Annotated in this window: 23 protein-coding genes and 1 tRNA gene; 13 read left to right on the top strand and 11 right to left on the bottom strand. The window is 70.2% G+C overall.

The features are described from left to right. Positions 1-4: 4 nt before the first annotated feature. Positions 5-1,111 carry a fatty acid desaturase family protein gene (locus DEI97_RS07585; RefSeq protein ID WP_258376602.1) on the bottom strand — a complete coding sequence of 369 codons (1,107 nt, stop codon included), beginning with the start codon at positions 1,109-1,111 and terminating at the stop codon, positions 5-7. Between the two features lie 163 nt (positions 1,112-1,274). Between DEI97_RS07585 and DEI97_RS07580 the strand changes: the two genes are divergently transcribed. The 4 genes from DEI97_RS07580 (at position 1,275) to DEI97_RS07565 (ending at position 4,388) form a co-directional block, all read left to right on the top strand. Continuing rightward, complete coding sequence (locus DEI97_RS07580) at positions 1,275-1,991, top strand: alpha/beta hydrolase (protein ID WP_111073236.1); 717 nt, start codon at positions 1,275-1,277, stop codon at positions 1,989-1,991. A 49-nt stretch (positions 1,992-2,040) separates the two neighbouring features. Next, positions 2,041-3,066 (top strand): LLM class flavin-dependent oxidoreductase, encoded by a 1,026-nt coding sequence (locus DEI97_RS07575; RefSeq protein WP_111073235.1) that lies wholly within the window; start codon positions 2,041-2,043, stop codon positions 3,064-3,066. Between the two features lie 51 nt (positions 3,067-3,117). Then, a complete protein-coding gene (locus tag DEI97_RS07570; RefSeq protein ID WP_111073234.1) occupies positions 3,118-3,795 on the top strand; it encodes a ribonuclease FAU-1 family protein in 678 nt (225 codons plus the stop codon). A gap of 89 nt (positions 3,796-3,884) precedes the next feature. Continuing rightward, positions 3,885-4,388: a GNAT family N-acetyltransferase gene (locus tag DEI97_RS07565; RefSeq protein WP_181439100.1), complete on the top strand. Its 504-nt coding sequence runs from the start codon at positions 3,885-3,887 to the stop codon at positions 4,386-4,388. A gap of 44 nt (positions 4,389-4,432) precedes the next feature. On the opposite strand, the gene DEI97_RS07560 is transcribed toward DEI97_RS07565, so the two are convergent. After that, positions 4,433-5,638, bottom strand: a complete 1,206-nt coding sequence (locus DEI97_RS07560; protein ID WP_258376601.1) for a glycosyltransferase — start codon at positions 5,636-5,638, stop codon at positions 4,433-4,435. A gap of 231 nt (positions 5,639-5,869) precedes the next feature. On the opposite strand from DEI97_RS07560, the gene DEI97_RS07555 reads away from it, so the two are divergent. Together DEI97_RS07555 and DEI97_RS07550 are read left to right on the top strand one after the other, a co-directional pair. Next, positions 5,870-6,151 carry a hypothetical protein gene (locus tag DEI97_RS07555; protein ID WP_111073231.1) on the top strand — a complete coding sequence of 94 codons (282 nt, stop codon included), beginning with the start codon at positions 5,870-5,872 and terminating at the stop codon, positions 6,149-6,151. 113 nt (positions 6,152-6,264) lie between these two features. Continuing rightward, complete coding sequence (locus DEI97_RS07550; RefSeq protein WP_111073230.1) at positions 6,265-7,137, top strand: hypothetical protein; 873 nt, start codon at positions 6,265-6,267, stop codon at positions 7,135-7,137. On the opposite strand, the gene DEI97_RS07545 is transcribed toward DEI97_RS07550, so the two are convergent. The 4 genes from DEI97_RS07545 to DEI97_RS07530 all read right to left on the bottom strand — a co-directional run bounded on the left by DEI97_RS07545 (position 7,079) and on the right by DEI97_RS07530 (position 11,538). Continuing rightward, positions 7,079-7,834: an NUDIX domain-containing protein gene (locus DEI97_RS07545; RefSeq protein ID WP_111073229.1), complete on the bottom strand. Its 756-nt coding sequence runs from the start codon at positions 7,832-7,834 to the stop codon at positions 7,079-7,081. The genes DEI97_RS07550 and DEI97_RS07545 overlap by 59 nt on opposite strands. Positions 7,835-8,034: 200 nt before the next feature. Beyond that, positions 8,035-9,309, bottom strand: coding sequence for an SGNH/GDSL hydrolase family protein (locus tag DEI97_RS07540; protein ID WP_146248030.1), 1,275 nt, complete (start codon positions 9,307-9,309; stop codon positions 8,035-8,037). Positions 9,310-9,587: 278 nt separating this feature from the next. Beyond that, positions 9,588-10,559: a GNAT family N-acetyltransferase gene (locus DEI97_RS07535; protein WP_111073227.1), complete on the bottom strand. Its 972-nt coding sequence runs from the start codon at positions 10,557-10,559 to the stop codon at positions 9,588-9,590. A gap of 25 nt (positions 10,560-10,584) precedes the next feature. Further along, positions 10,585-11,538 carry a TetR family transcriptional regulator C-terminal domain-containing protein gene (locus DEI97_RS07530; RefSeq protein WP_220039159.1) on the bottom strand — a complete coding sequence of 318 codons (954 nt, stop codon included), beginning with the start codon at positions 11,536-11,538 and terminating at the stop codon, positions 10,585-10,587. A 49-nt stretch (positions 11,539-11,587) separates the two neighbouring features. On the opposite strand from DEI97_RS07530, the gene DEI97_RS07525 reads away from it, so the two are divergent. Next, the gene (locus DEI97_RS07525) at positions 11,588-12,058 is read left to right on the top strand and encodes a GNAT family N-acetyltransferase (protein WP_111073226.1); all 471 of its coding nucleotides are present in this window, start codon (positions 11,588-11,590) and stop codon (positions 12,056-12,058) included. A gap of 25 nt (positions 12,059-12,083) precedes the next feature. Here the strand turns inward: DEI97_RS07525 and DEI97_RS07520 are convergent, their stop codons facing one another. Continuing rightward, the gene (locus DEI97_RS07520) at positions 12,084-12,458 is read right to left on the bottom strand and encodes a Fur family transcriptional regulator (protein WP_111073225.1); all 375 of its coding nucleotides are present in this window, start codon (positions 12,456-12,458) and stop codon (positions 12,084-12,086) included. A 132-nt stretch (positions 12,459-12,590) separates the two neighbouring features. On the opposite strand from DEI97_RS07520, the gene DEI97_RS07515 reads away from it, so the two are divergent. From DEI97_RS07515 to DEI97_RS07490, 6 genes are all read left to right on the top strand, one after another. Further along, positions 12,591-13,514 (top strand): metal ABC transporter solute-binding protein, Zn/Mn family, encoded by a 924-nt coding sequence (locus DEI97_RS07515; protein WP_220039158.1) that lies wholly within the window; start codon positions 12,591-12,593, stop codon positions 13,512-13,514. Continuing rightward, positions 13,511-14,329 (top strand): metal ABC transporter ATP-binding protein, encoded by an 819-nt coding sequence (locus tag DEI97_RS07510; RefSeq protein WP_220039157.1) that lies wholly within the window; start codon positions 13,511-13,513, stop codon positions 14,327-14,329. The genes DEI97_RS07515 and DEI97_RS07510 overlap by 4 nt, the downstream gene beginning before the upstream one ends. Beyond that, positions 14,326-15,255 (top strand): metal ABC transporter permease, encoded by a 930-nt coding sequence (locus DEI97_RS07505; protein ID WP_111073224.1) that lies wholly within the window; start codon positions 14,326-14,328, stop codon positions 15,253-15,255. Before DEI97_RS07510 ends, DEI97_RS07505 begins: the two co-directional genes overlap by 4 nt. Continuing rightward, complete coding sequence (locus tag DEI97_RS07500) at positions 15,255-16,073, top strand: metal ABC transporter permease (RefSeq protein ID WP_111073223.1); 819 nt, start codon at positions 15,255-15,257, stop codon at positions 16,071-16,073. Before DEI97_RS07505 ends, DEI97_RS07500 begins: the two co-directional genes overlap by 1 nt. Before the next feature lie 150 nt (positions 16,074-16,223). Further along, a complete protein-coding gene (locus DEI97_RS07495; protein ID WP_111073222.1) occupies positions 16,224-16,445 on the top strand; it encodes a hypothetical protein in 222 nt (73 codons plus the stop codon). A gap of 217 nt (positions 16,446-16,662) precedes the next feature. Next, on the top strand, positions 16,663-17,151 hold the full coding sequence (locus DEI97_RS07490) for a hypothetical protein (protein ID WP_146248029.1): 489 nt from the start codon (positions 16,663-16,665) through the stop codon (positions 17,149-17,151). Positions 17,152-17,195: 44 nt separating this feature from the next. Here DEI97_RS07490 and DEI97_RS07485 read toward each other — a convergent pair whose 3' ends face one another. The 4 genes from DEI97_RS07485 to DEI97_RS07470 form a co-directional block, all read right to left on the bottom strand. Beyond that, positions 17,196-17,552, bottom strand: a complete 357-nt coding sequence (locus DEI97_RS07485) for a hypothetical protein (protein WP_111073220.1) — start codon at positions 17,550-17,552, stop codon at positions 17,196-17,198. 249 nt (positions 17,553-17,801) lie between these two features. Then, entirely contained in the window at positions 17,802-18,053 is a 252-nt protein-coding gene (locus tag DEI97_RS07480) for a cell surface protein (RefSeq protein ID WP_111073219.1), read from the bottom strand. A 115-nt stretch (positions 18,054-18,168) separates the two neighbouring features. Then, positions 18,169-18,756: a helix-turn-helix domain-containing protein gene (locus tag DEI97_RS07475; protein WP_111073218.1), complete on the bottom strand. Its 588-nt coding sequence runs from the start codon at positions 18,754-18,756 to the stop codon at positions 18,169-18,171. Between the two features lie 417 nt (positions 18,757-19,173). Beyond that, positions 19,174-19,246, bottom strand: a tRNA-Val gene (locus DEI97_RS07470). Positions 19,247-19,254: the final 8 nt, after the last annotated feature.

The raw sequence follows: 19,254 nt of genomic DNA, 5'->3' as shown, positions 1-19,254 counted from the left end.
CGGGTCAGTTGATGCGGAGCTGCGACACCATCGGGCAGGTGAAGGGGTCACGTGCTGCGAGCCCGACGCGGTTCAGGTAGGCGACGACGATGCCGTACGAGCGCAGCAGGGTGGTCTCGGTGTACGGCACGTCGAGGGTGTCGCAGTGGTCACGGACCAGCAGTCGTGCCTGCTTCAGCGCCGGGCGGGGCATCGAGGGGAACAGGTGGTGCTCGACCTGGTAGTTCAGGCCACCCATCAGGAACGACACCCACCAGCCGCCACGGATGTTGCGCGAGGTACGGACCTGGCGGGAGAAGAAGTCGACCTTGGCGTCGTGGGCGATCGTCGGCATGCCCTTGTGGTTCGGGGCGAACGAGGCGCCCATCATCACGCCGAACACGGCCAACTGCACCCCGAGGAACGCACACGCCATCCCGAACGGCAGGAACCAGAACACGGCCGTCAGGTAAATCGCGAAGCGGGCGACGAGCAGGGAGCCCTCGATGATCCGGTGTCGGCGGTCGGCCGTGGTGCCGGTGCCGCTGATGACCGCGCGGACGGCGGACCAGTGCAGGTTGATGCCCTCGAGGGTGAGCAGCGGGAAGAACAGCCAGCCCTGGAAGCGGGTGAAGACACGCTTCAGGCCGGACGCGGGCACGTCCTCGGGGATGAAGGCGATGACGCCGGGCGCGATGTCCGGGTCCTTGCCGACGGTGTTCGGGTTGCCGTGGTGACGGGTGTGCTTGTTCATCCACCACGAGTAGCTGAGGCCCACCAGGAACGTGCCGACGTAGCGGCCCGCCCGGTCGTTCCACCGCTGCGACGCGAACACCTGGCGGTGCGCGGCCTCGTGCGACAGGAACGCGAACTGGGTGAACAGCACGCCGAGGACACCGGCGACGATCAGCTGGAACCAGGAGTCACCGAGGAACGAGAACGCCACCCAGGCCAGGGCGAGCGTGCCGATCAGGGAACCGAAGAGGGACCAGTAGAAACCGGTGCGGCGGCGGAGCAGGTCGTGCTCCTTCACCTGTGCCAGGACAGCCGAGTACGTCGATGTGCTCGAACCCCGTCCGCTCGTCGCGGGACGGGTCCGGGTGTAGCCCGACTGGACAGGAGTGGTGGTCAACGAAGGACCGACCTTCCGTCATCGTGGTCCTTCGACCAGCGCAGAGGAGTTCACGCAATCGCGCTTGCGATGACGATATGGGCCCAACATGCGAAACCACCTGCACCATGCGGAACTCACGGTGAATCACCGTTGAACGCATCGGCCGTGCTTCGATGTGGGGATGCTGCTGCACGCCGAGACCGCCGGAGAAGGCCGCGACACGGTGGTGCTCCTGCACGGGATGACGGGCTCGGCGAAAAGCTGGTGGCGCGTCACGGGCCTCCTGGCCGACCGCGGAGTCCGGGTCGTCGCACTCGACCTGCCGGGGCACGGACACTCGCCCCGCAGCCAGGCGATGACCGTCCCCGACGCCGCTGCGTCGGTCGCGGAGACCCTCGATGCGATGGACATCCGGCCGACGGTGACCGTCGGACACTCGTTCGGCGGCCTGCTGCTCGCCGCGACCGCGACGACCGGGCGGCTCGACCCGGGCGTCGCGGTGTTCGTCGATGCCCCGTTCGCGACCCGCGGCGGACACGACCGGGTCGAGGTGCAGGCCGAGTACCAGGCGGAACGAGCGAGCCGGACCGTGGACCGCCTCCGAGCCGAGAAGCCGCACTACGGCGAGCGCGACTGTCAGGTGGAGGCACGCGCAGCCTCCCGGTTCGACCCGGAGACCGCGGCGGCCATCGCGGCGGGACCGGGTGGGACGTGGCTGCCGCGGCCGGGGTCGATCGTCGTCCGCGCGGACCCGAGCCACTACGTCGACGACGCGACCGCTGCGGCGCTGACCGCGTCGGGGGTGGACGTCCGGAGCATCCCCGGGGCGGCGCACTCCGTCTGGTACAGCCACTTCGACGCGTTCGTGGCGGCGCTGCCGGAGGTCTTCGACCGCTGACGTCGGTCGCGGCCTGGGCACGGTCCGCGATGTCTGGCACGATCGGCGCATGCCCCTCGACGGAACTCCCCCGGAACGTGTCGGCTTCCTCACCATCGGTTCGTTCGACCCCGCTGATCCGTCGGTGGGGATCGAGGACACCCTCCGGGTGATCGAGCGCGGCGAGGCCCTGGGCCTGGACAGCGCCTGGCTCCGCCACCGACACCTGCAGCACGGCATCTCGTCCCCGGTCGCGGTGATGGCTGCCGCGTCGCAGCGGACCTCCCGGATCGAGCTGGGCACGGCCGTCACCCCGATCGGAGCGGAGAACCCGTTCCGGCTCGCCGAGGACCTCGGCACGGTGGACGTGCTGCTCGGCGGCCGGCTGAACCCCGGGTTCTCCGCCGGTCCCCCGATGAACTACGACCTCTACCGCGATGCGATCTACCCCGACACCGCCGACCAGGAGGACCTCGGGAACGACCGCCTGCTGCGCTTCCGCGACCTGGTCGGCGGAGCTCCGGTCAGCGACACCGCCGAGCGACGCGGCATCGAGGAGTTCTCGCGCACGGTCCAGCCCCTCAGCGCCGGCCTGGTCGACCGACTCTGGTACGGGACGGGCAGCACACGGTCGGCCGTCTGGGCTGCCGAGAACGGGTTCCACCTGCTCACCTCGAGCGTCACCCGCAGCGAGGTCGGCACCGACTTCGCCACGAACCAGCGGGCCCAGATCGACGCCTACCTCGCCGCACACCCGACCCCTGGGACCGCTCGCGTCTCCCAGGGGCTCGTGGTCATCCCGACGGACAGCGCGACGCCCGAACAGGAGGCGCGCTACCGCCGCTACGTCGACTCGCGTTCCGGCCGGGTCGGGGTGCCGTTCGGGCCCGGCGGGCTGCTCTTCGCGGCGGACCTCGTGGGGACCTCGGCGGAGATCGCCGACCGGTTGCGCGCCGACGCCGGCTACCGGGCGGTCACCGAGGTCGCGTTCGCGCTGCCCTTCGACCTCGAGCCCGACGACTACGCCCAGATCATCACGGACATCGCGGAGCGGCTCGGCCCGGAACTCGGGTGGCGCCCCGCGGAGGCGGCGTGAGCGGACGGGAGGCCCGCCTCCCCCGCTCGGACGGCCGGTACGGTCGATGCCATGGACACGAGCGCCCGTTCCGACCGCCGCAGTGAGCCGTTCGCCCCGGGCGACTCCGTCGTCATCCGCAGCGTGCACGACTTCGGCACCCGCGGGGACGCCGTTGCCTTCGCGGTCGCCGGCCGGGTCGTGGTCGATGACGACGCCCTCGCCGTCGTCGCGAGTCCGGTCGGCTCGGCGGTCCGTCGCCGCGCCGGTGTCGGCAGCGGTCCGAACGGACGTCTGGTCCTGCCCGAGGACTGGGACGGCTCCTACGTCGAGGACCGGTGGACCGGCGCGGCGGTCGTCCGCGTGCACCCGACCGGCTCACCCTGGTCCGTGTGGCGCTGGCACGACGGTTCTGACTGGCTGCCCGACTGGTACGTGAACCTCGAGCTGCCCTGGATCCGGACCCCGATCGGGTTCGACAGCCAGGACTGGACGCTCGACGTCGTCGCCACCACCGCCCCGGACGGCACCTGGTCCGTCCGGTACAAGGACGAAGACGAACTCGCCTTCTACGCCTCGACCGGCCACTGGCCGGCGAGCATGCGTGCCGTGATCGAACAGGCTGGCGAGGACGCGACCACCGTGGCGCGCGAGCGGCGATTCCCGTTCGACGCCGACTGGTCCGGCTGGGTCCCGGATCCTGCGTGGTCGGCTCCCGGACTGCCCACGGACTGGAGCGTGGTCCGGTGAGCGGACGGGAGGCCCGCCCAGCGCAACCGGCGCGGCCTGCGGTGCCGTGCCTCCCGGACGCCGTCATCCCTGTGGACGCGACGACGGCGTTGACCGCGTTCGACGTGGCGGACGCTCCGGCGCTCGTCGCGGCGGTCGCGGACCCGGACATCCGCCGGTGGTTGCCACTGCCGCGCCCGTACCCGGTGGAGCTCGCTGAGCACTGGGCGACCGTGGGCATCGAGTCGACCCGCGTCAGTGGAACCGGGCTGGTCCGCTGCATCCGGGTCGACGGAGCCCTGGCCGGTTGCATCGACGTGAAGCGCGTCGACTGGCGAGCCCGCACGGCGGAGCTCGGCTACTGGCTCGCGCCCGGGTTCCGCGGGCAGGGCCTGGCGACCGCTGCGGTGCGCACACTGTCGTCGTGGTTGCTGGGCGTCCATTCCTTCGAACGTGTCGAACTCCGCGTCGCGACCGGGAACGCGGCGTCGGCGCGGGTCGCGTCCCGCGCCGGGTTCGTCCACGAAGGTGTCGCGCGGAACGCCGGGTTCACGGACGACGGTCGGGTGGACCTGGCGGTGTGGTCGCGCGTTCCGGGCGATCGGTCGGACTGAGTCCGCAGGCACACCGGCATTCGGGCACGCCGGCGCGAGGCGCTTCAGGACGTCGGGATGCTCTCGAGACGTCGTTCGTCCAGATCGAACAGCGAGTCTGCCTCGGCGCCGCTCCCTGTCCCGTCGTCCCGGTTCCCGCGGTGCCCTGGCTCGAGCTGCGCTCGCAGGAGTCGCTCGTACGCGGCACACACCTTCTGCCAGGAGTAGACGTCAGCGGCGCGACGCTTCGCCGACGCGGACATCGCCGCGCGCCGCTCCGGATCGGCGAGGACCGAGCGGATCGACGTCACGATGGACTCGGGGTCCGGGGCGGTGAACTCCGCATCGTCGCCGAGGACTTCGCGGTTGTAGACGGTGTCCCGCGCGACGACCGGGGCTCCCAGTGCCATCGCCTGCACGAGCGCCGGGTTCGTCCCGCCGACGCTGTGCCCGTGGAAGTAGGCGCCGGCGTCCGCCCACAGCGCGTGCAGGAGGGCGTCGTCGCTCACGTGCCCGAGCCAGGTGATGCGGGGGTGCTGCTCGGCCAGCCGTCGAGCGCGGTCGTCCAGGTCACCCCCGAAGCCGGTCGAGCCGACGATCACGACGTCGTGGGTCTCGGCGAGTGCAGGCGCCGCCTCGAAGAACTCGAGGAGGGTGTTCTCCGGGACGAAACGAGCGACGACGAGGACGTACGAGCCTTTCGGGAGCGGCGCGGGATCCGTCGACTGCCTCGCTTCGCCCCCGTAGGGGATGAAGTGGCCGGCCCGTCCGAAGTTCTCGAGCCAGTGCGACCCGATCGCCTTCGCGTCCACGATGATCTCGGTCGCCCAACGCGCCGTGACCCGGGCGCCCGTCCGGAACACGGTCCGTGCGACGCGGCCCCACTTCGCGCGTTCCCACTCGATGCCGTCGACGTTCACGACGGTGGGGATCCCACGCGCGCGGAGGAGCGGTAGCCAGAAGCCGTTCGCCACGTTCATCACGAGGGCGACGTCGGGACGATCCCGGACGGCGTGCAGCGATGACGTCAGACCGAAGCTCAGTGTGCTCAGCGACTTGCTCTGCAGGCCGCTGGTGGTGACGGTCCGGATGCGCCGGTCGGCTGCGTGCTCCGACGACGTGGTCCCCGGGCGACCGTAGACGGTGACGTCCCATCCCCGGTCGGCGAGGTACGGCGCGATGTACCGGACGGCGGTCTCGAACCCGCCGTAGAAACTCGGGTACCCGCGGGTGCCGATGATCGCCACGGTCGGACGGCCTTGTTCAGTCACGTTGCCCCTCATCACGAGCGCAGTCGGCTCGATGTCCCTGTGCCCGCGTCGTCTGCAGCGGGCCGTTCGTTCAGATTGACATACTACACGTGAGGTAGCGGATGTCACTGTTGTCGACGGTCCGGCTTCGGCAGATGCACGCGGCGGTGGTGTCGCGCATCCCGGGCGACGAGTCGGACTGGATTCGAGTGCTGCTCGTGATTCCGCTTGCACGGCCGGTACGGTCGGGGCATGGACAACGGCTGGCGCGGAGCCCTCGCAGCGATCACGATCATCTTGTTCGCCGGAGCGATCGGAACGGCGGTCGGGGTGCTCGTCGTGTTCACGAAGGCTGACGGCGACCTCGAGACGATCGCCGCGAATGCCCAGACGATCGTGTGGATGTCGAGCATCTCGGGGACCCTGCTCGTCGGCGCGTTCAGCGTGCTGGTCACGTGGTTGGCCGTGAGTGCGGTCGTCCGCGAGCACCAGAAGGACCGCGAGCACGCCGCGCGCCTGGCTCACCACGGCTGACCGCGCGAGCTCGGCCTCCGTCGTGCCGGTGGCGCGACGGGCCCGGCGCCCGCCAGACTGGAACCCGACCACCCGTCGTGGGTACGGGTGGCACGGGGCACGGGGGTCCGGCGATGACGACGAGCAGGAACGACCAGCGAGGGTCCTGGTGGGCGCGACACCGGCAGTGGATCGTGCCAGCCGCGCTCGCACCCATCGGGTACGTGGCGTTCACCCTGGTCGGCGGGCAGCTGACCTCTACCGGGAACGACCAGGGGTCCATCGGGCTGTCGCTGCTCGGCCTGCTGTTCCTGCTCGCCGCGTTCGCTGCACCCATCGTGTTCGGCATCATCGCGATCCGACGCGGCCACGGCGCCTACCGGGCGTGGCAGCGGTCCCTCGGTCGCCTGACCAAGCGCGAACAGTCGGTGCAGAGCCACCAGGACGCCTACGCGTACGGATGGCGCCACGCGGTGTCACTCCGTGCATCGCTGATGCGGAAGGAACTGCCGCCGGAGATCCAGGTCTGGAACGTCGTCCCCCATCACGGGGAACGGTTCTTCCTCAGCGGCTTCCTCGGGTACGCCCGGTACTACGGCACGGACGTCACCTACGGGCAGACCGGCGTCGTCGCGTTCGGACGGCCGGCCTGGGTCGCGGGAGCCGTGATCGGCAACGCCATCGGCAACTCGATCGCACGCTCCCGTGCACAGGCGATGGCGGCCTCACAATGGCGGGAACAGCAGCAGGTCGACGTCGTGGTGAGCAACCAGCGGCTGGTCTGCAACGTCGGGGGCCGCGGGTGGCTGAGCTTCGACTGGTCGGCGGTGACGGCGATCTACCCGGACCCCGAGCAGTACAACGTGGTCCTCGAGTTCGGTGGTCAGACGTCGCCGCTGTCACTCACCGGCGCGATGGCGCCGGCGTTGGCGACGATGGCCGTGATGCTCACGCACGGGCACGACGCCCTGGCCGGACATCCGGCCCTGCAGGCGCTCCGGGCCTGACACTGGGCTCACCGACTGCGGCAGGGACCCAACCGTCACTGGTCACGACGCCGTGCAACGCGGCCCACTGGAGCAGCAGGATGGTCTTGCCGTCGACGATCCTGCCGTCGCCGAGCATCGCCATCGCCTCGTCGACCGGCACCTCGAGCACCTCGATCTCCTCGCCCTCCTCGGCGACCCCGCCGCCGGCATCGACGAGGTCCTCCGGTCCGTAGGGGGCGGCGTAACAGTGCACCCGCTCCGTGACCGAGCCGGGGCTCATGAACGCGTCGACCACGTGGGTGAGCTGGCCGAGCCGGACGCCGAGCTCCTCACGCGCCTCCCGCCGGACGGCGGTCTCCGGGTCGTCGGCGTCGAGCAGACCCGCCGCCACCTCGACCAGCATCCCGTCCGGGTGGTCGTTGACGTACGCCGGCCAGCGGAACTGTCGGGTGAGCAGGACCGTGCCGCGCACCGGGTCGTACGGCAGGACAGCGGCGCCGTTGCCCCGGTCGTAGGTCTCACGCTGCTGGGTCGTCCACGAGCCGTCGCGGCCCCGGACGTCGAACGTGGTCCGACGCAGCACGTGCCAGCCGTCCGACGTCACCTCGACGTCCCGGACGACCACGTCGGGGTTGCGGTCGAGACCACGACCGACCTGGTCGAGACCGGTCCGTCCTCTGCTGTCCGGCTCTGTGGCTCCTCGCGTCGTCGTCACGCTTCGACGCTAGCGGACCGGACGGGACCTTCCCGGACCGCAGGGAGAGGGCGCCTGCTTCGAGTTCGGGTCTCGAAGCAGACGCCCCCACGAGCCGACCTGCGGGGATCTTCCGGCACCGAGCCGGACACCCCGTCGAGGGAGGCCCGCATGTCACGTGACTCCGCCGCCCTGCTCGCAGTCGAGTCGGTCGACGGGTGTCAGGCCGGCGTCGACGTGAAGTACGCGTACAGGATCGCCGCGATCACGTCGTAGCCGGTGTCGTTCGGGTGGATGCCGTCGGACATGTACGGGTTGTCCTTCGCACCGGTCTGGCCGAAGTACGGCGGCACGTACGCACCGAGGTCGAAGAACCCGATCGCGACGCCCGGGTTCGCGGAACGGAACGTGCTCACGGCCTGCTGCTGCGCGGCCCGGTACTTCGCCCACTCCGTCACCGAGGCCGCGCCCAGCTGGTACGGCATGACCACGAGCAACGCGGAAGCCGGGCTCCGGTCGTGCACCAGGTCGAGGTAGTTGCGCGTCTGCTGCGTCAGGACCGCAGGGGTGACCTTGCCGTAGTCGTTCGTCCCCCACATCGACGTGATCAGGTCCGGGGAGAACCGACGGAGTGCGTCTGCCCAGCTGTCGTTGCCGTTGGCAGCCGACGACGCGAGCGCGAACCCCTCGGTCCGCGATTCCGACTGCGACGCTTCGAGGACGTGGAACCCGCCGCCCTGGTCGCCGTCGAAGAGCTGCCACCCCTCGACGAAGGGTTCGCCGCTCTCCCAGGTCACCGTCACGGTGCGCGTCGCGGAGGCCCGGCGCGGGCTGGTCCAGGTCTGCTCACCACTGGACACGGCCGGCAGCGAGACCGTCGTGCCGTCGATGGTGATCGACACGGCGTCACGCGTGCTGGACGTCGCGCGCCAGGCGAGCACGAGCGACGTGAAGCGCTGCGTGAACGAGAGCGACCGGACCCGGCTGCTGGTCAGGGCGACGGCACGCCGGCCGAGACCGGACCGCGTGCTCCGGTCCCCCGCGTACGTCGCGGAGCGCAGGTCGATCGCGGCACCGTCCGGCCCCGCGTACGAGACGTAGGTCGCCGTGGCGGGTGGCGTCTTGACGGTGGTGTACTGCGAGCGAGCGGGGACGTAGTCCAGCCCACCGGGCGCCTGTCCCGCACCGTTGCGGAGTCGTGCCCGCACCCGTGCCGGGTACCCCTTCTGGGGGTTCGCCGCGCCGAACGCCTCGGTGATCGAATCACCCGCCGTGACGATGGTCGCGGTGCCGGCGGCGACCTTGCGGAAGAAGCCCGTCAGCGGATCGTTCGCCGCGTACGTCAGCCCCGACGGGACGAACGGCTTGGTGCCCGCCGCCGATGCCGGCGACGATGCGGCCCCGGTCAGGGCTGCTCCGCCGAGCGTGACGGCGGCTCCTTGCAGCAGACCTCGGCGCGAGATCCCTCGGCCGCTCTTCGAACTGTGATCCGTCATGGTTCCCCCCAGGAACGTCGATGCGATGGTCACGGCACGGGCACGCTCCCTGCGCCCGACTCGACGTCGGTCGACAGCGGAGCCCCCCGTCCCACGCCGAGCCTAGGTGAGTCCGTGCGTGAGCGACAGACCGGTCCACTCTCCCGCGCGTGGGGGTCGGACCACAGCGATCACCGACCCACCGCCCCGTGCGTCAGCGTCCGTACTCGCGGACGGTGACGCCGACGGCGGTCGCGGACCCGCCGGCGGACGTCGGTGGCCGGCCGTCGGCACTTCTCTCACTGGCTGTGCACGATGCGGACACGTGTGACGGTGAAGCCGCCTCGTTCGAACGCCGCTCGCATCGGTGTGTTGGCGGCGTCGGTGGTCCCGACGATCCGGGCTTGCCCGTCGTCGTGGTGGACGTGGGTCATCTCGGCGAGCAGGTCGTCGACGTACCCGCGTCCCCGGTGTTCGGGAAGCACACCGAGGTAGCTGATGCTCGCGTCGTAGGCGGTCCTGGTGGGGATGACGAACCCCACCGTCGTGCCGTCCGGGAGATGCGCGGTCCGCCATGCCCCACGCTCGCCAGGAAGGGATCGGTAGAAGTCGAGATCGTCGTCGGCGAGGGCGTCGACTCCCTCGCGGGCGACCATGTCGTTGGTGTGGTCGTCGAGGGAGCCGGATGCGACGGCGGCGAACAGCCCCCGGAAGGTCGTGTCCTCGGCGGGGACGAAGCGCAGCCTGGTCGACCGTGGAGGCTGCGGATCCGACGCGGTGCGTGCGAAGCTGATCCGCTCGGTGGTGCGGGAGAACCCGCCCTGGTGGGCGGCTTCGTGCCGCCACCGAGCAGCCTCGACCGCTGCCGGATCACTCGTCCAGTTCGGGGAGAGGTCGACGTTGAACTCCAGGGGTGCGCCGTCGCCGAAGGCGTCCAGCCCGGCGCGCACCAATGCAGCGCCGATCGCCACTGCCTCACTTCCGCGAGCACTGGTGGTCAGGCAGTCCAGGGTCGCGGGGCGGTCTGCGTCGGACCGCCCCCACCAGAGCGCACGACCGACGGGCAGTCCTGCCTGCTCGGCGACCCAGGACCACTCCGGACGGTAGTTCCCGGTGGCGAGTTCACCGGTCAGCCGATCGGCACCGATCCATGCCACGGGATCGTCACTCGTCCACTCGGTCAGCGCCGGGACGTCGTCGCGGCCCGCGCGTCGGATGCGGAGGGTTGAGGTGGCGTTCATCTGCTGGGTCTCCCCGTTGTGTCCGTCCATGCGGCCCCCGGTGGCAGATCGGCCGTCACGACGGCCCGAGGACGAGTTCGGCGACCTCGACGACAGCGTCCTCCGGCATGTCGGGGTAGTAGTTCTCCCGGAGCTGTTGCCCGAACCGGCGCATGTCGGTCCCCGGTGGCTGATGAGCCTGCTCCGCGGTGAGGGTGTCGAGCCGGTACCGGTGCACGGCGGTCACCGCTCCGACCAGCGGCTCGGCCGTGGGGTGACCGTCGAAGACGAAGGTCGCGGCGCCGACCGCCACGGACTCGTTCCACCGGACGGTGGTGACCTTCTCGCCACTGGCGATCGCTTCGTGGTGCTTCTGGTGGAAGTGGATGGTGTCCGGAGCTGGGGCGTCCATGTCCCCACCCTGCCCGAGGTCTTCCTCGGGTGCACTCCCCGACGTCAGCGCGAGGATCACCGTGCGCACCGCCGCGACCTGTCGCGCCTCGGTCCACCCTTCGGGATCTCCCGCTGCCAAGCTCGACACGCCTTCGACCGCAGCGACGAGGGCCGCTGCCCGTTCGGCCGAGTCGGCATGGAGGTCCGGGTACGCGGAGTCGATGAGCCGCGTCACCCGCTCCGCGAAGGCCCGGCTGTTCGCGGCGTGCCGCTCGGCGAGGACTGGATCAGCCAGCGCTGCCGCGAGGAACCCCACCCACACCCGCGCTTCGGCGAGTCGTTCGTGGTCCACGGGCAACGCGCCCAGCAGAACGGCACGCAGGGCCGATCCGGCGTCGGGGGCATCGGCCTCGAGCGCGTCCGAGCGAACGCGCGTGCGCTCGTGCATGAGGTCGCGGGCGTGGAGCAGGAGCGCCCGTTTGTCGCGGAACGTGTGCAGGACCAGGCCCGTCGTGCACCCGGCACGCTCCGCGACGGCACGGAGCGTGAGCCCCGTCGGGCCGCGGTCGGCAAGCGTTCCGAAAACCGCCTCCGACAGTCTCAGCCGGCTCGCTTCCGCGTCTCTCGTCCTGCTCACACCACGACCGTAACAGATGTTACGGTAACGATCGTCACGAGAGGAACCCATGAACTGGACCATCAGCCGCACGGAGTTCGACCACCCCGATGCCGACCAGCTGCGACGAGCGCAGCGCGCCGAGTTGGACGCGCGCTACGGCAGCGACGATCACGAGCCGGGCACACCCCCTTCGGCGGACGACGTCCCGGTGTTCCTCGTCGCGAGGACGAGCGACGATCGCCCCATCGCCTGCGGGGGCCTGCGCCCCCTGGCCGACGACGTCGCCGGCCCCGGAAGCGTCGAGATCAAGCGCATGTACGTGACGCCGCCTGCGCGGGGCTCAGGAGTGGCGGTCACCGTCCTCCGCGCCCTGGAGGCTGCTGCTCGCGATCTCGGGTCGAGGCGCGTGGTCCTCGAGACGGGCACCCTCCAACCCGACGCGATCCGCTTCTACGAACGGGAGGGCTACACGAGCATCGCGCTGTACGGCCCCTACGTCGGGTCCGCCGGATCCGTGTGCTTCGCGCGGGATCTGTGATCCGTCGCCTCGGCGCGCGCTGCCGTCACCGATCACAGTCGGCACACCGGCCGTGGACGGTGAGGGCCTCGGCCTGCGCGAAGAAGTCCGCGTCCTGGATCACCGCGAGGCGACGGAGCGGCACTTCCTCGATCCGTCCGCACTGGTCGCAGACGAACAGGTCGTCGCCGGGCAGCAGGTAGACGGCTTCGCCCGGAAGGACCACCTCACGGACCCGGCCGACCGCGACGAGGCGGTGCACCTCCCGGTAGACCGTCGACAGGCTGATCGGATCGCCCGCACCCCGCAGGGATCGGTACAACTCCTGCACGGTCGCGCGACGAACCTCCCGGAGCGCTGCGAGGACGCAGTCCGTGTGCCGCCGCTGTTCGCGGTGCACGACCGAGCCGTCGGTTGCCATGCCCTCATCCTCTCGCGAGAACGACGATCACTATCATTTGGGTTCGCAAAGGGGGTCCCCCGTACCCTACGGTTCCGATCGAGAACGGTTCTCACAACGATCGGGCCATGTGCCCTGGACAGGACGGATGCCGTGCGCATCAACAGATTCATCGCCTCCGGTGTCGTCGCGGCAGTGGCCGCAGCAGCCCTCACGGGGTGCTCCTCTGGCGGAGGCAACGGCGACGGGAACGGGAAGATCACCGTCGTCGGCGCCGAGAACGAGTACTCGGACGTCGCCGCGCAGATCGGCGGGAAGTACGTCAGCGCGTCGGCGGTCATGAGCGACCCGAACACCGATCCGCACACGTTCGAAGCCAGTGCGAGCGTGGCGAGGGAACTCTCCTCAGCGCAGTTGGTGATCCAGAACGGCGTCGGGTACGACGACTTCATGGCCAAGCTCGAGAAGGCATCGCCGAACTCCGACCGGAAGGTCATCACCGCGCAGACCCTGCTCGGCCTCCCCGACAGCACCAGGAACCCGCACCTCTGGTACGACCCGAAGACGATGCCCGCCGTGGCAGCCGAGATCGCCACCGACCTGGAGAAGCTCGACCCGGCGCACAAGACGACGTTCGCGCAGAACCTCACGACGTTCGACGACTCACTGCACACGTGGACGTCCGCGCTGGCCTCGTTCAAGAGCGCACACGGTGGGACGCCCGTCGCCGTGACCGAACCGGTCGCGGACTACGCCCTCGAAGCCGCGGGCGTCGACATCAAGACGCCGTGGTCCCTGCAGGCAGCGATCATGAACGACACCGACCCGTCACCGCAGCAGTCGGCGGCGCAGGACTCCCTGTTCACGAGCAAGCAGGTGAAGGTCTTCCTCTACAACCAGCAGGTGACCGACTCGATCACGGCCCACTACCTGTCGCTGGCACACGCGAACGGCGTCCCGGTGGTCGGCGTGTACGAGACGATGCCGACCGGCTACACCTACCAGCGGTGGATGGAGGCTGAACTCGCAGCGCTCGCGGAGGCCGTCACCGACGGCACCTCGACGGAGAAGCTGTGACCACCACCACCACCGGAGCAGCCGACGACGGTCGCATCGTCACCGTCCGCGACCTCCACGTCGCCCTCGCCGGGCGGACAGTCCTCGACGGCGTCGACCTCGACGTCGCGGCGGGTGACTTCGTCGGCCTCATCGGAGCGAACGGCGCCGGCAAGACCACGCTCCTCCGCACGCTCCTCGGCGTCGTCGGGATCACCAGCGGCACGGTCCGCCGACCGGAGCGGGCCGCGGACGTCCACGGCATCGGCTACCTCCCCCAGAAGACGGTGCTCGACCCGGATGCGCCGCTGCGGGCCCGGGACGTCGTGGCGCTCGGTCTCGACGGCGGTCGGCTCGGCCTCCCGCTCCGACGGCGCCGGACACACGCCCTCGTCGACGAGACGCTGGAGCGTGTCGGCGCGACGGCGTTCGCCGATCGACGGATCGGTGAACTCTCCGGTGGCCAGCAGCAGCGGGTCCTCCTCGCACACGCGCTGATCAGCCGACCGTCGTTGCTGCTCCTCGACGAACCCCTGGCGAGCCTCGACCCCGCCAGCGCCGCCGACATCGTCGCGCTCCTGCACACGATCCGCCGTGACCACGGAGTCGGCATCGTCCTCACCGCGCACGACATCAACCTGCTCCTGCCGGTCCTCGACCGCGTGGTGTACCTCGCCGATGGTCGAGCCGTGACCGGTGTCCCGGCCGAGGTCATCCGCGAAGACGTGCTCTCCGCCCTCTACGGGCGCCCGATCCGCGTCATCGATGCCGACGGACGTCTCGTCGTCCTCGCCGACGACCGTCCCGTCACGGCCCCGGCGGGTGTCCGGCGATGAGCGCCTCCGTCGCCGTCGCCCTGTCGGGCTTCGTCAGCAGCCCGACGGTCCACTCCGCCCTCGTGGTGGGCGGCTTCGTCGCGGCGGTCACCGGTGTCGTCGGGGTCTTCACGGTGGTCCGCGGGCAGTCGTTCGCGGGACACGCGCTCGCGGACCTCGGGGCCGTCGGCGGAGCCGGTGCGTTCCTCGTCGGCATCAGCCAGCTGTGGGGCTTCGTCGGTGCGGGCGTCCTCGCCGCGTTGCTGATGGAGGCCATCGGTACGCACCGGCTGAAGGGGCGCGACGTCGCCACCGGGGTCGTCTTCGCGTTCGGACTCGGCCTGACCGCGCTGTTCCTTTATTGTGACACCACGATCGGCGGATCGAGCAACGCGGCCGTCTCGGTGCTGTTCGGCTCCCTGTTCGTCATCGACCCCTCGGTCGTGCCCCCGGTGGTGCTCCTCAGCGTGATCGCGCTGCTGCTCGTCGTCGCCGTCTACCGATGGCTGTTGCTCTCGTCCATCGACCGGGACCTGGCCGTCGCCCGCGGCGTCCCGGTCCGGCTCGCGGGGCTGGTGTTCCTCGTGGCACTCGCACTCGCCGTGGAGCTGTCGTCGCTGACCATCGGCGCGATCCTCTCGACCGCGCTGCTCATCGGCCCGGCCGCCACGGCCCTGCTGGTGACGCGTCGGTTCGGGGTCGCCGTGCTGCTGTCCGCCGGCATCGGCGTCATCGAGACGTGGGCCGGCTGCTTCATCGCGTACGAGAGCTACTACTGGGCGGGGAACGACGGCAACTGGCCGGTCAGCTTCTGCGTGGTGGCACTCGTCCTCGTCGTCTACGTCGGCGCTCGCCTCGCCTCCTGGTCCGTCGCGCGGAGAACGGCATCGCGACGACCGGCGGAGCGGGCCCTGCGCATCCCCGCCGGAGCCGGGAAGGTCGCCTGATGTTCTCCGACTTCATGGTGAACACGTGGATCGCCGCCACGATCGTCGGCGTCGTCGCAGGAGTCGTCGGGGTGTTCGTCGTCATCCGCGGCGACACCTTCCTGGCGCACGCGCTCCCCCACGGTGCCTTCGCCGGCGCCGCCGGTGCCGTCCTCGTCGGCATCGACTCGTTGCTCGGCATCGGGGTGTTCGCCGCCGTCGGCTCCCTGCTCGTGTCGGCCCTCGGACGCCGTGGGCGGGGTGACGTCGCCACTGCTCTGACGCTGGCGACGATGCTCGGTCTCGGAGCGTTCTTCCTCAGCCGCTCGAGTGAGTACTCCGCCGAGGTGTTCTCGTTGCTCTTCGGCCAGGTCCTCGGCGTCTCCACCGTGGAGATCGTGCCGATGCTCGTCCTCGGCATCGCCTGTCTCGCCGCCGTCGCCACGCTGTACCGACCGCTGCTCCTCGCCTCCCTGCTGCCCGCGACCGCACCCGCTCGGGGTGTCCGGCCACACGCCATGACGGTGGTGTTCGGACTGATCGTCGCCTGTGCCACGACGACGAGCGTCCCCGTCGTGGGCGCGCTGCTGATGTTCGCCCTGCTGGTCGGGCCGCCGGCGACTGCGCGGACCCTCGCACGACGACCGTCCACGGCGATCGCACTGTCCACCGCGTTCACGCTCATCGTGGTGTGGGCGTCGATCGCGCTCGCGTACGCGACGGACTGGCCGGTCGGATTCTTCGTCACCGCGCTCAGCGCGCTGCTCTACCTGGGTGCACACGCCCCGCGGATCCGTCGGGCTGCAGTGCCGCGGAGCGTCGCGGCGACCGCGGGCTGACCGGAGCAGATCGTGCCGAGCGCCGGGCGGATCCTCGCGTTCCGGGCTTGCCACGATCCTCCCGTCCACCGGTACGGGACCCTGCGGCGGAGTCGCGGCACATGGACGACGAGCGCGACGGGTGACAAGCTGCACCCCGGAGGTGTGCCGATGATCACGGAGCACGAGTTCGAACAGATGCAGCGCGGCTTCGTCGGCGGCGGCGCGATCATCGCGCCCGTCATGAGTGTCGGTGCGCTCATCGCGGTCGTGCTCGGAGAGACGTGGGCCGTCTGGCCCCTCATCGCTCTCGCGGCGTGCGCGGTCCTGTTCGTCACGATCTGGATCCGCCGCCGCCGGCGGCGAGCGCTCAGCACTCGTTCGGCGCGGTAGCCCACCGCCGTCAGATGGCGACTGGCCACTCGGGAGGCCCGGCCCGGCCTGGCGACGGAGGCCTGCCTCCCAGGAGAACGCGTCAGGTGCGGCGCTTGCGGGTCGCCAGGGCCTCGACAGAACTGCGAGGATCGTGCAGTACCGAGCGACGGGGAGACACAGCAGTGTCGCTGAGCGATCCGGACGGACACTCCGTCACGCATGCGTCGGAGGACCGATGAGAACACCCACCAACCGGATGGCTGCGGTCTTGGCGCTGCTCGTCGCCGTCCCGTTCCTCCTCACGGGCTGCCAGCGAGGACCGACCGTGCAACCGGACGGAGCGAAGAAGGACATCGTCGACGTCGTCGACCGAACGACGGAGACGCTGGGCGGGAAGTGGACGGTCCGACGAGGACCGGCACTCGGCAAGTGCCCGGCGTCCCCAGGGACGGGCGGCGTCACCTGGACCTACATCCTCGACCGTGACCAGGTCGGCGACCAGACGGCGGACCGGGCGGCTGTGCAGGAGCTCTGGGGCTCCTCCGGGATCACCGCCTCGGACTACGAGAGCGGTGGGGCGGACCCACTGCGGGGTGTCGTCGGCCACGGTGGACCGACGTGGTCGGTCGAGTTCCTCACCCGCTCCGACGGCTACACCGTGCACGGGGTGTCCCGGTGCGCTGACGGGGACTACGAGGACATGCTGCGGCACGGCGAGGGCTGACTTCCGGCCTGCTCGCCGCCGCTGACGCTCGCGAGGAGCCTTCGTCACACCTCGGCGACGGCGCGCAGCGCGGACGCGATGTCGTTCAGGTCCGCGATGAGTCGGTCCCCCTCGTCGGCGTACGCCGGAGCCGATGCTCCAGCGTCACGCCCCCTGCTGCTCGGCCACGGAGCCGAGACCGGCACCGCGAGAGCGCGCAGGTCATCGCGGGTCCATCGTCGCTCGAGCAGCCTGTGCGCCTCGTCGATCCGCTCCCGCAACTGCGCGGTGGAGGGATCATCCTGAGCAGTGAGGAACGCGACGAGCCGGTCGCCTCGGGCCACGTACTCCCGGAGCTGAGCACGTCGATCACGCACGTCGTACCGGCCACCGCGCAGGAGGTGTCGCCCCAGCCATCCCATGCCCCGATGATCGCACCGCGAGGCTCGGCTCGGTTTCTCCGTCGGTGTGCTCGGCGGAGGTTCCGATCCTCCGTCACCGCCCTCGCACAACCTGGTCACGGGCGGCGGCGTCACCAGCGGGCTGGACTTCGCGCTCACCGTTGCCGCTGCGGTGTACGACGATGCAACCGCGCGGCGCGTGCAACTCGCTCTGGAGCACGACTCGCAACCGCCGTTTGATGCTCTCTTGGGCGGCCGATGGTCGATCCGCTACGGAGACTCGGTGATGCGGATCCGTCGCGCGCGCAGCAACAGCGCGATACCCACCGCGTCGAGCATGACGAGCAGAAGGATCGCAGCGTGAGCACTCAGCCACAGCGCCGCGTCGTGCGGGAGCAATTGGGACAGATCGAACGCCCGAATCGCTTCCGATCGTTCTGCGGCCCAGTCACTGGCTACCGAGTACAAGGCGAAGAAGGCCACGAACACCGCGTTGAAGACGACGGCGAGAACCCAGACCATCACAACGAGGGCACTCGGAGCATCTCGTCGGTCTGATGCGGAAGGACCTCTCGCACAAGCCAGACGCGCTCGCTTCCGATCGTCCACGAACGTGAGGGCGTCCCGCAGTCGTCGTCTACTCGGACTCCAGCGTGTCCTTCGGACCGCGTGCTGCAGTCGTGCTCGCCGGGACGGAACGGCCGACGCGGTGACGCATCAGACCGCCCCGCACCTGCTGCCACCTCGACGTCGCCGACGGAACGCTCAACGGGAATCGGACGTCCAGCCGCGGGTCCAACACGAGCCGCACCAGCACCTCGAAGAGGGCCTTCCCGGCGACCCAGTACGCAGCGATGACAAAGATCCCGACCCCGGGCGCACGGTGCACACTGATCAGCGCGATCACCGCGATGCTGACGAGCACACCGCAGCCGGTGTAGACGCGTTTCCATGCTCCGGTCAACGCATCACGTCGAGCTTGCTGCTCCTCGCGGTCCTGCAGCCCCTGGACCGCATCCCCGAAGTCGGTCCCCTCGACTTCATCGAAGAGCTCGCCGACGGACACGCTCAGCGCCGCGGCGATGAGCGACAGCGAGTCGAGACTGGCGTCCCTGCCGGACTCCAACCGCTGAACTGTCCGCACGGCCACTGTGCTCTCGGACGCGAGGCGTTCCTGCGTCCAGCCGCGCCGGCGACGCAGTTCGGGAATCCGTGATTCGTTCATGGGGTGAGCCTATGAAGCCGCAACCCGCGATCACCACGCCACGATCCCGCCAGTCACCCGCCAGTCACCCGCCAGTCAGCACAGCTTCCATCTTTCCGGAGGCCCTCGTCGAGGGGACTGGAGTCTGTCGGGGGAAGGGACGGCGCTCCGGACCTTCTCCTCGATCCGACTCCGACAGCGGGTCGGACAGCCGCTGTCCCAGGTGGGCGGTCCACTGCTCGGCACACTGACGGGACGACAGACGAACGTCTGCGAGCACAGGTTCGGGCCGCATGAACCGTCGTTCGCGAGCGCCGTGGACAGGAGGTCGACGGACGAGACCCGTTCGCGCCGCTCGGAGCACGAATCCGGCAAGCCTGTCGCGACTCGGGATCCCCGCCAGACGGACTGACGAGCCGATCGAGTGCTGTTGCTCGGTGGGCCCTGCCGGGATCGAACCGACGACATCCACGGTGTAAACGTGGCGCTCTACCAGCTGAGCTAAAGGCCCCTCACACC

The sequence above is a fragment of the Curtobacterium sp. MCLR17_032 genome (assembly GCF_003234795.2).
Taxonomy (GTDB): Bacteria; Actinomycetota; Actinomycetes; order Actinomycetales; family Microbacteriaceae; genus Curtobacterium.
Note: the sequence above shows the minus strand (reverse complement) of the source record. Positions and strands in the feature narration are given on the sequence as shown.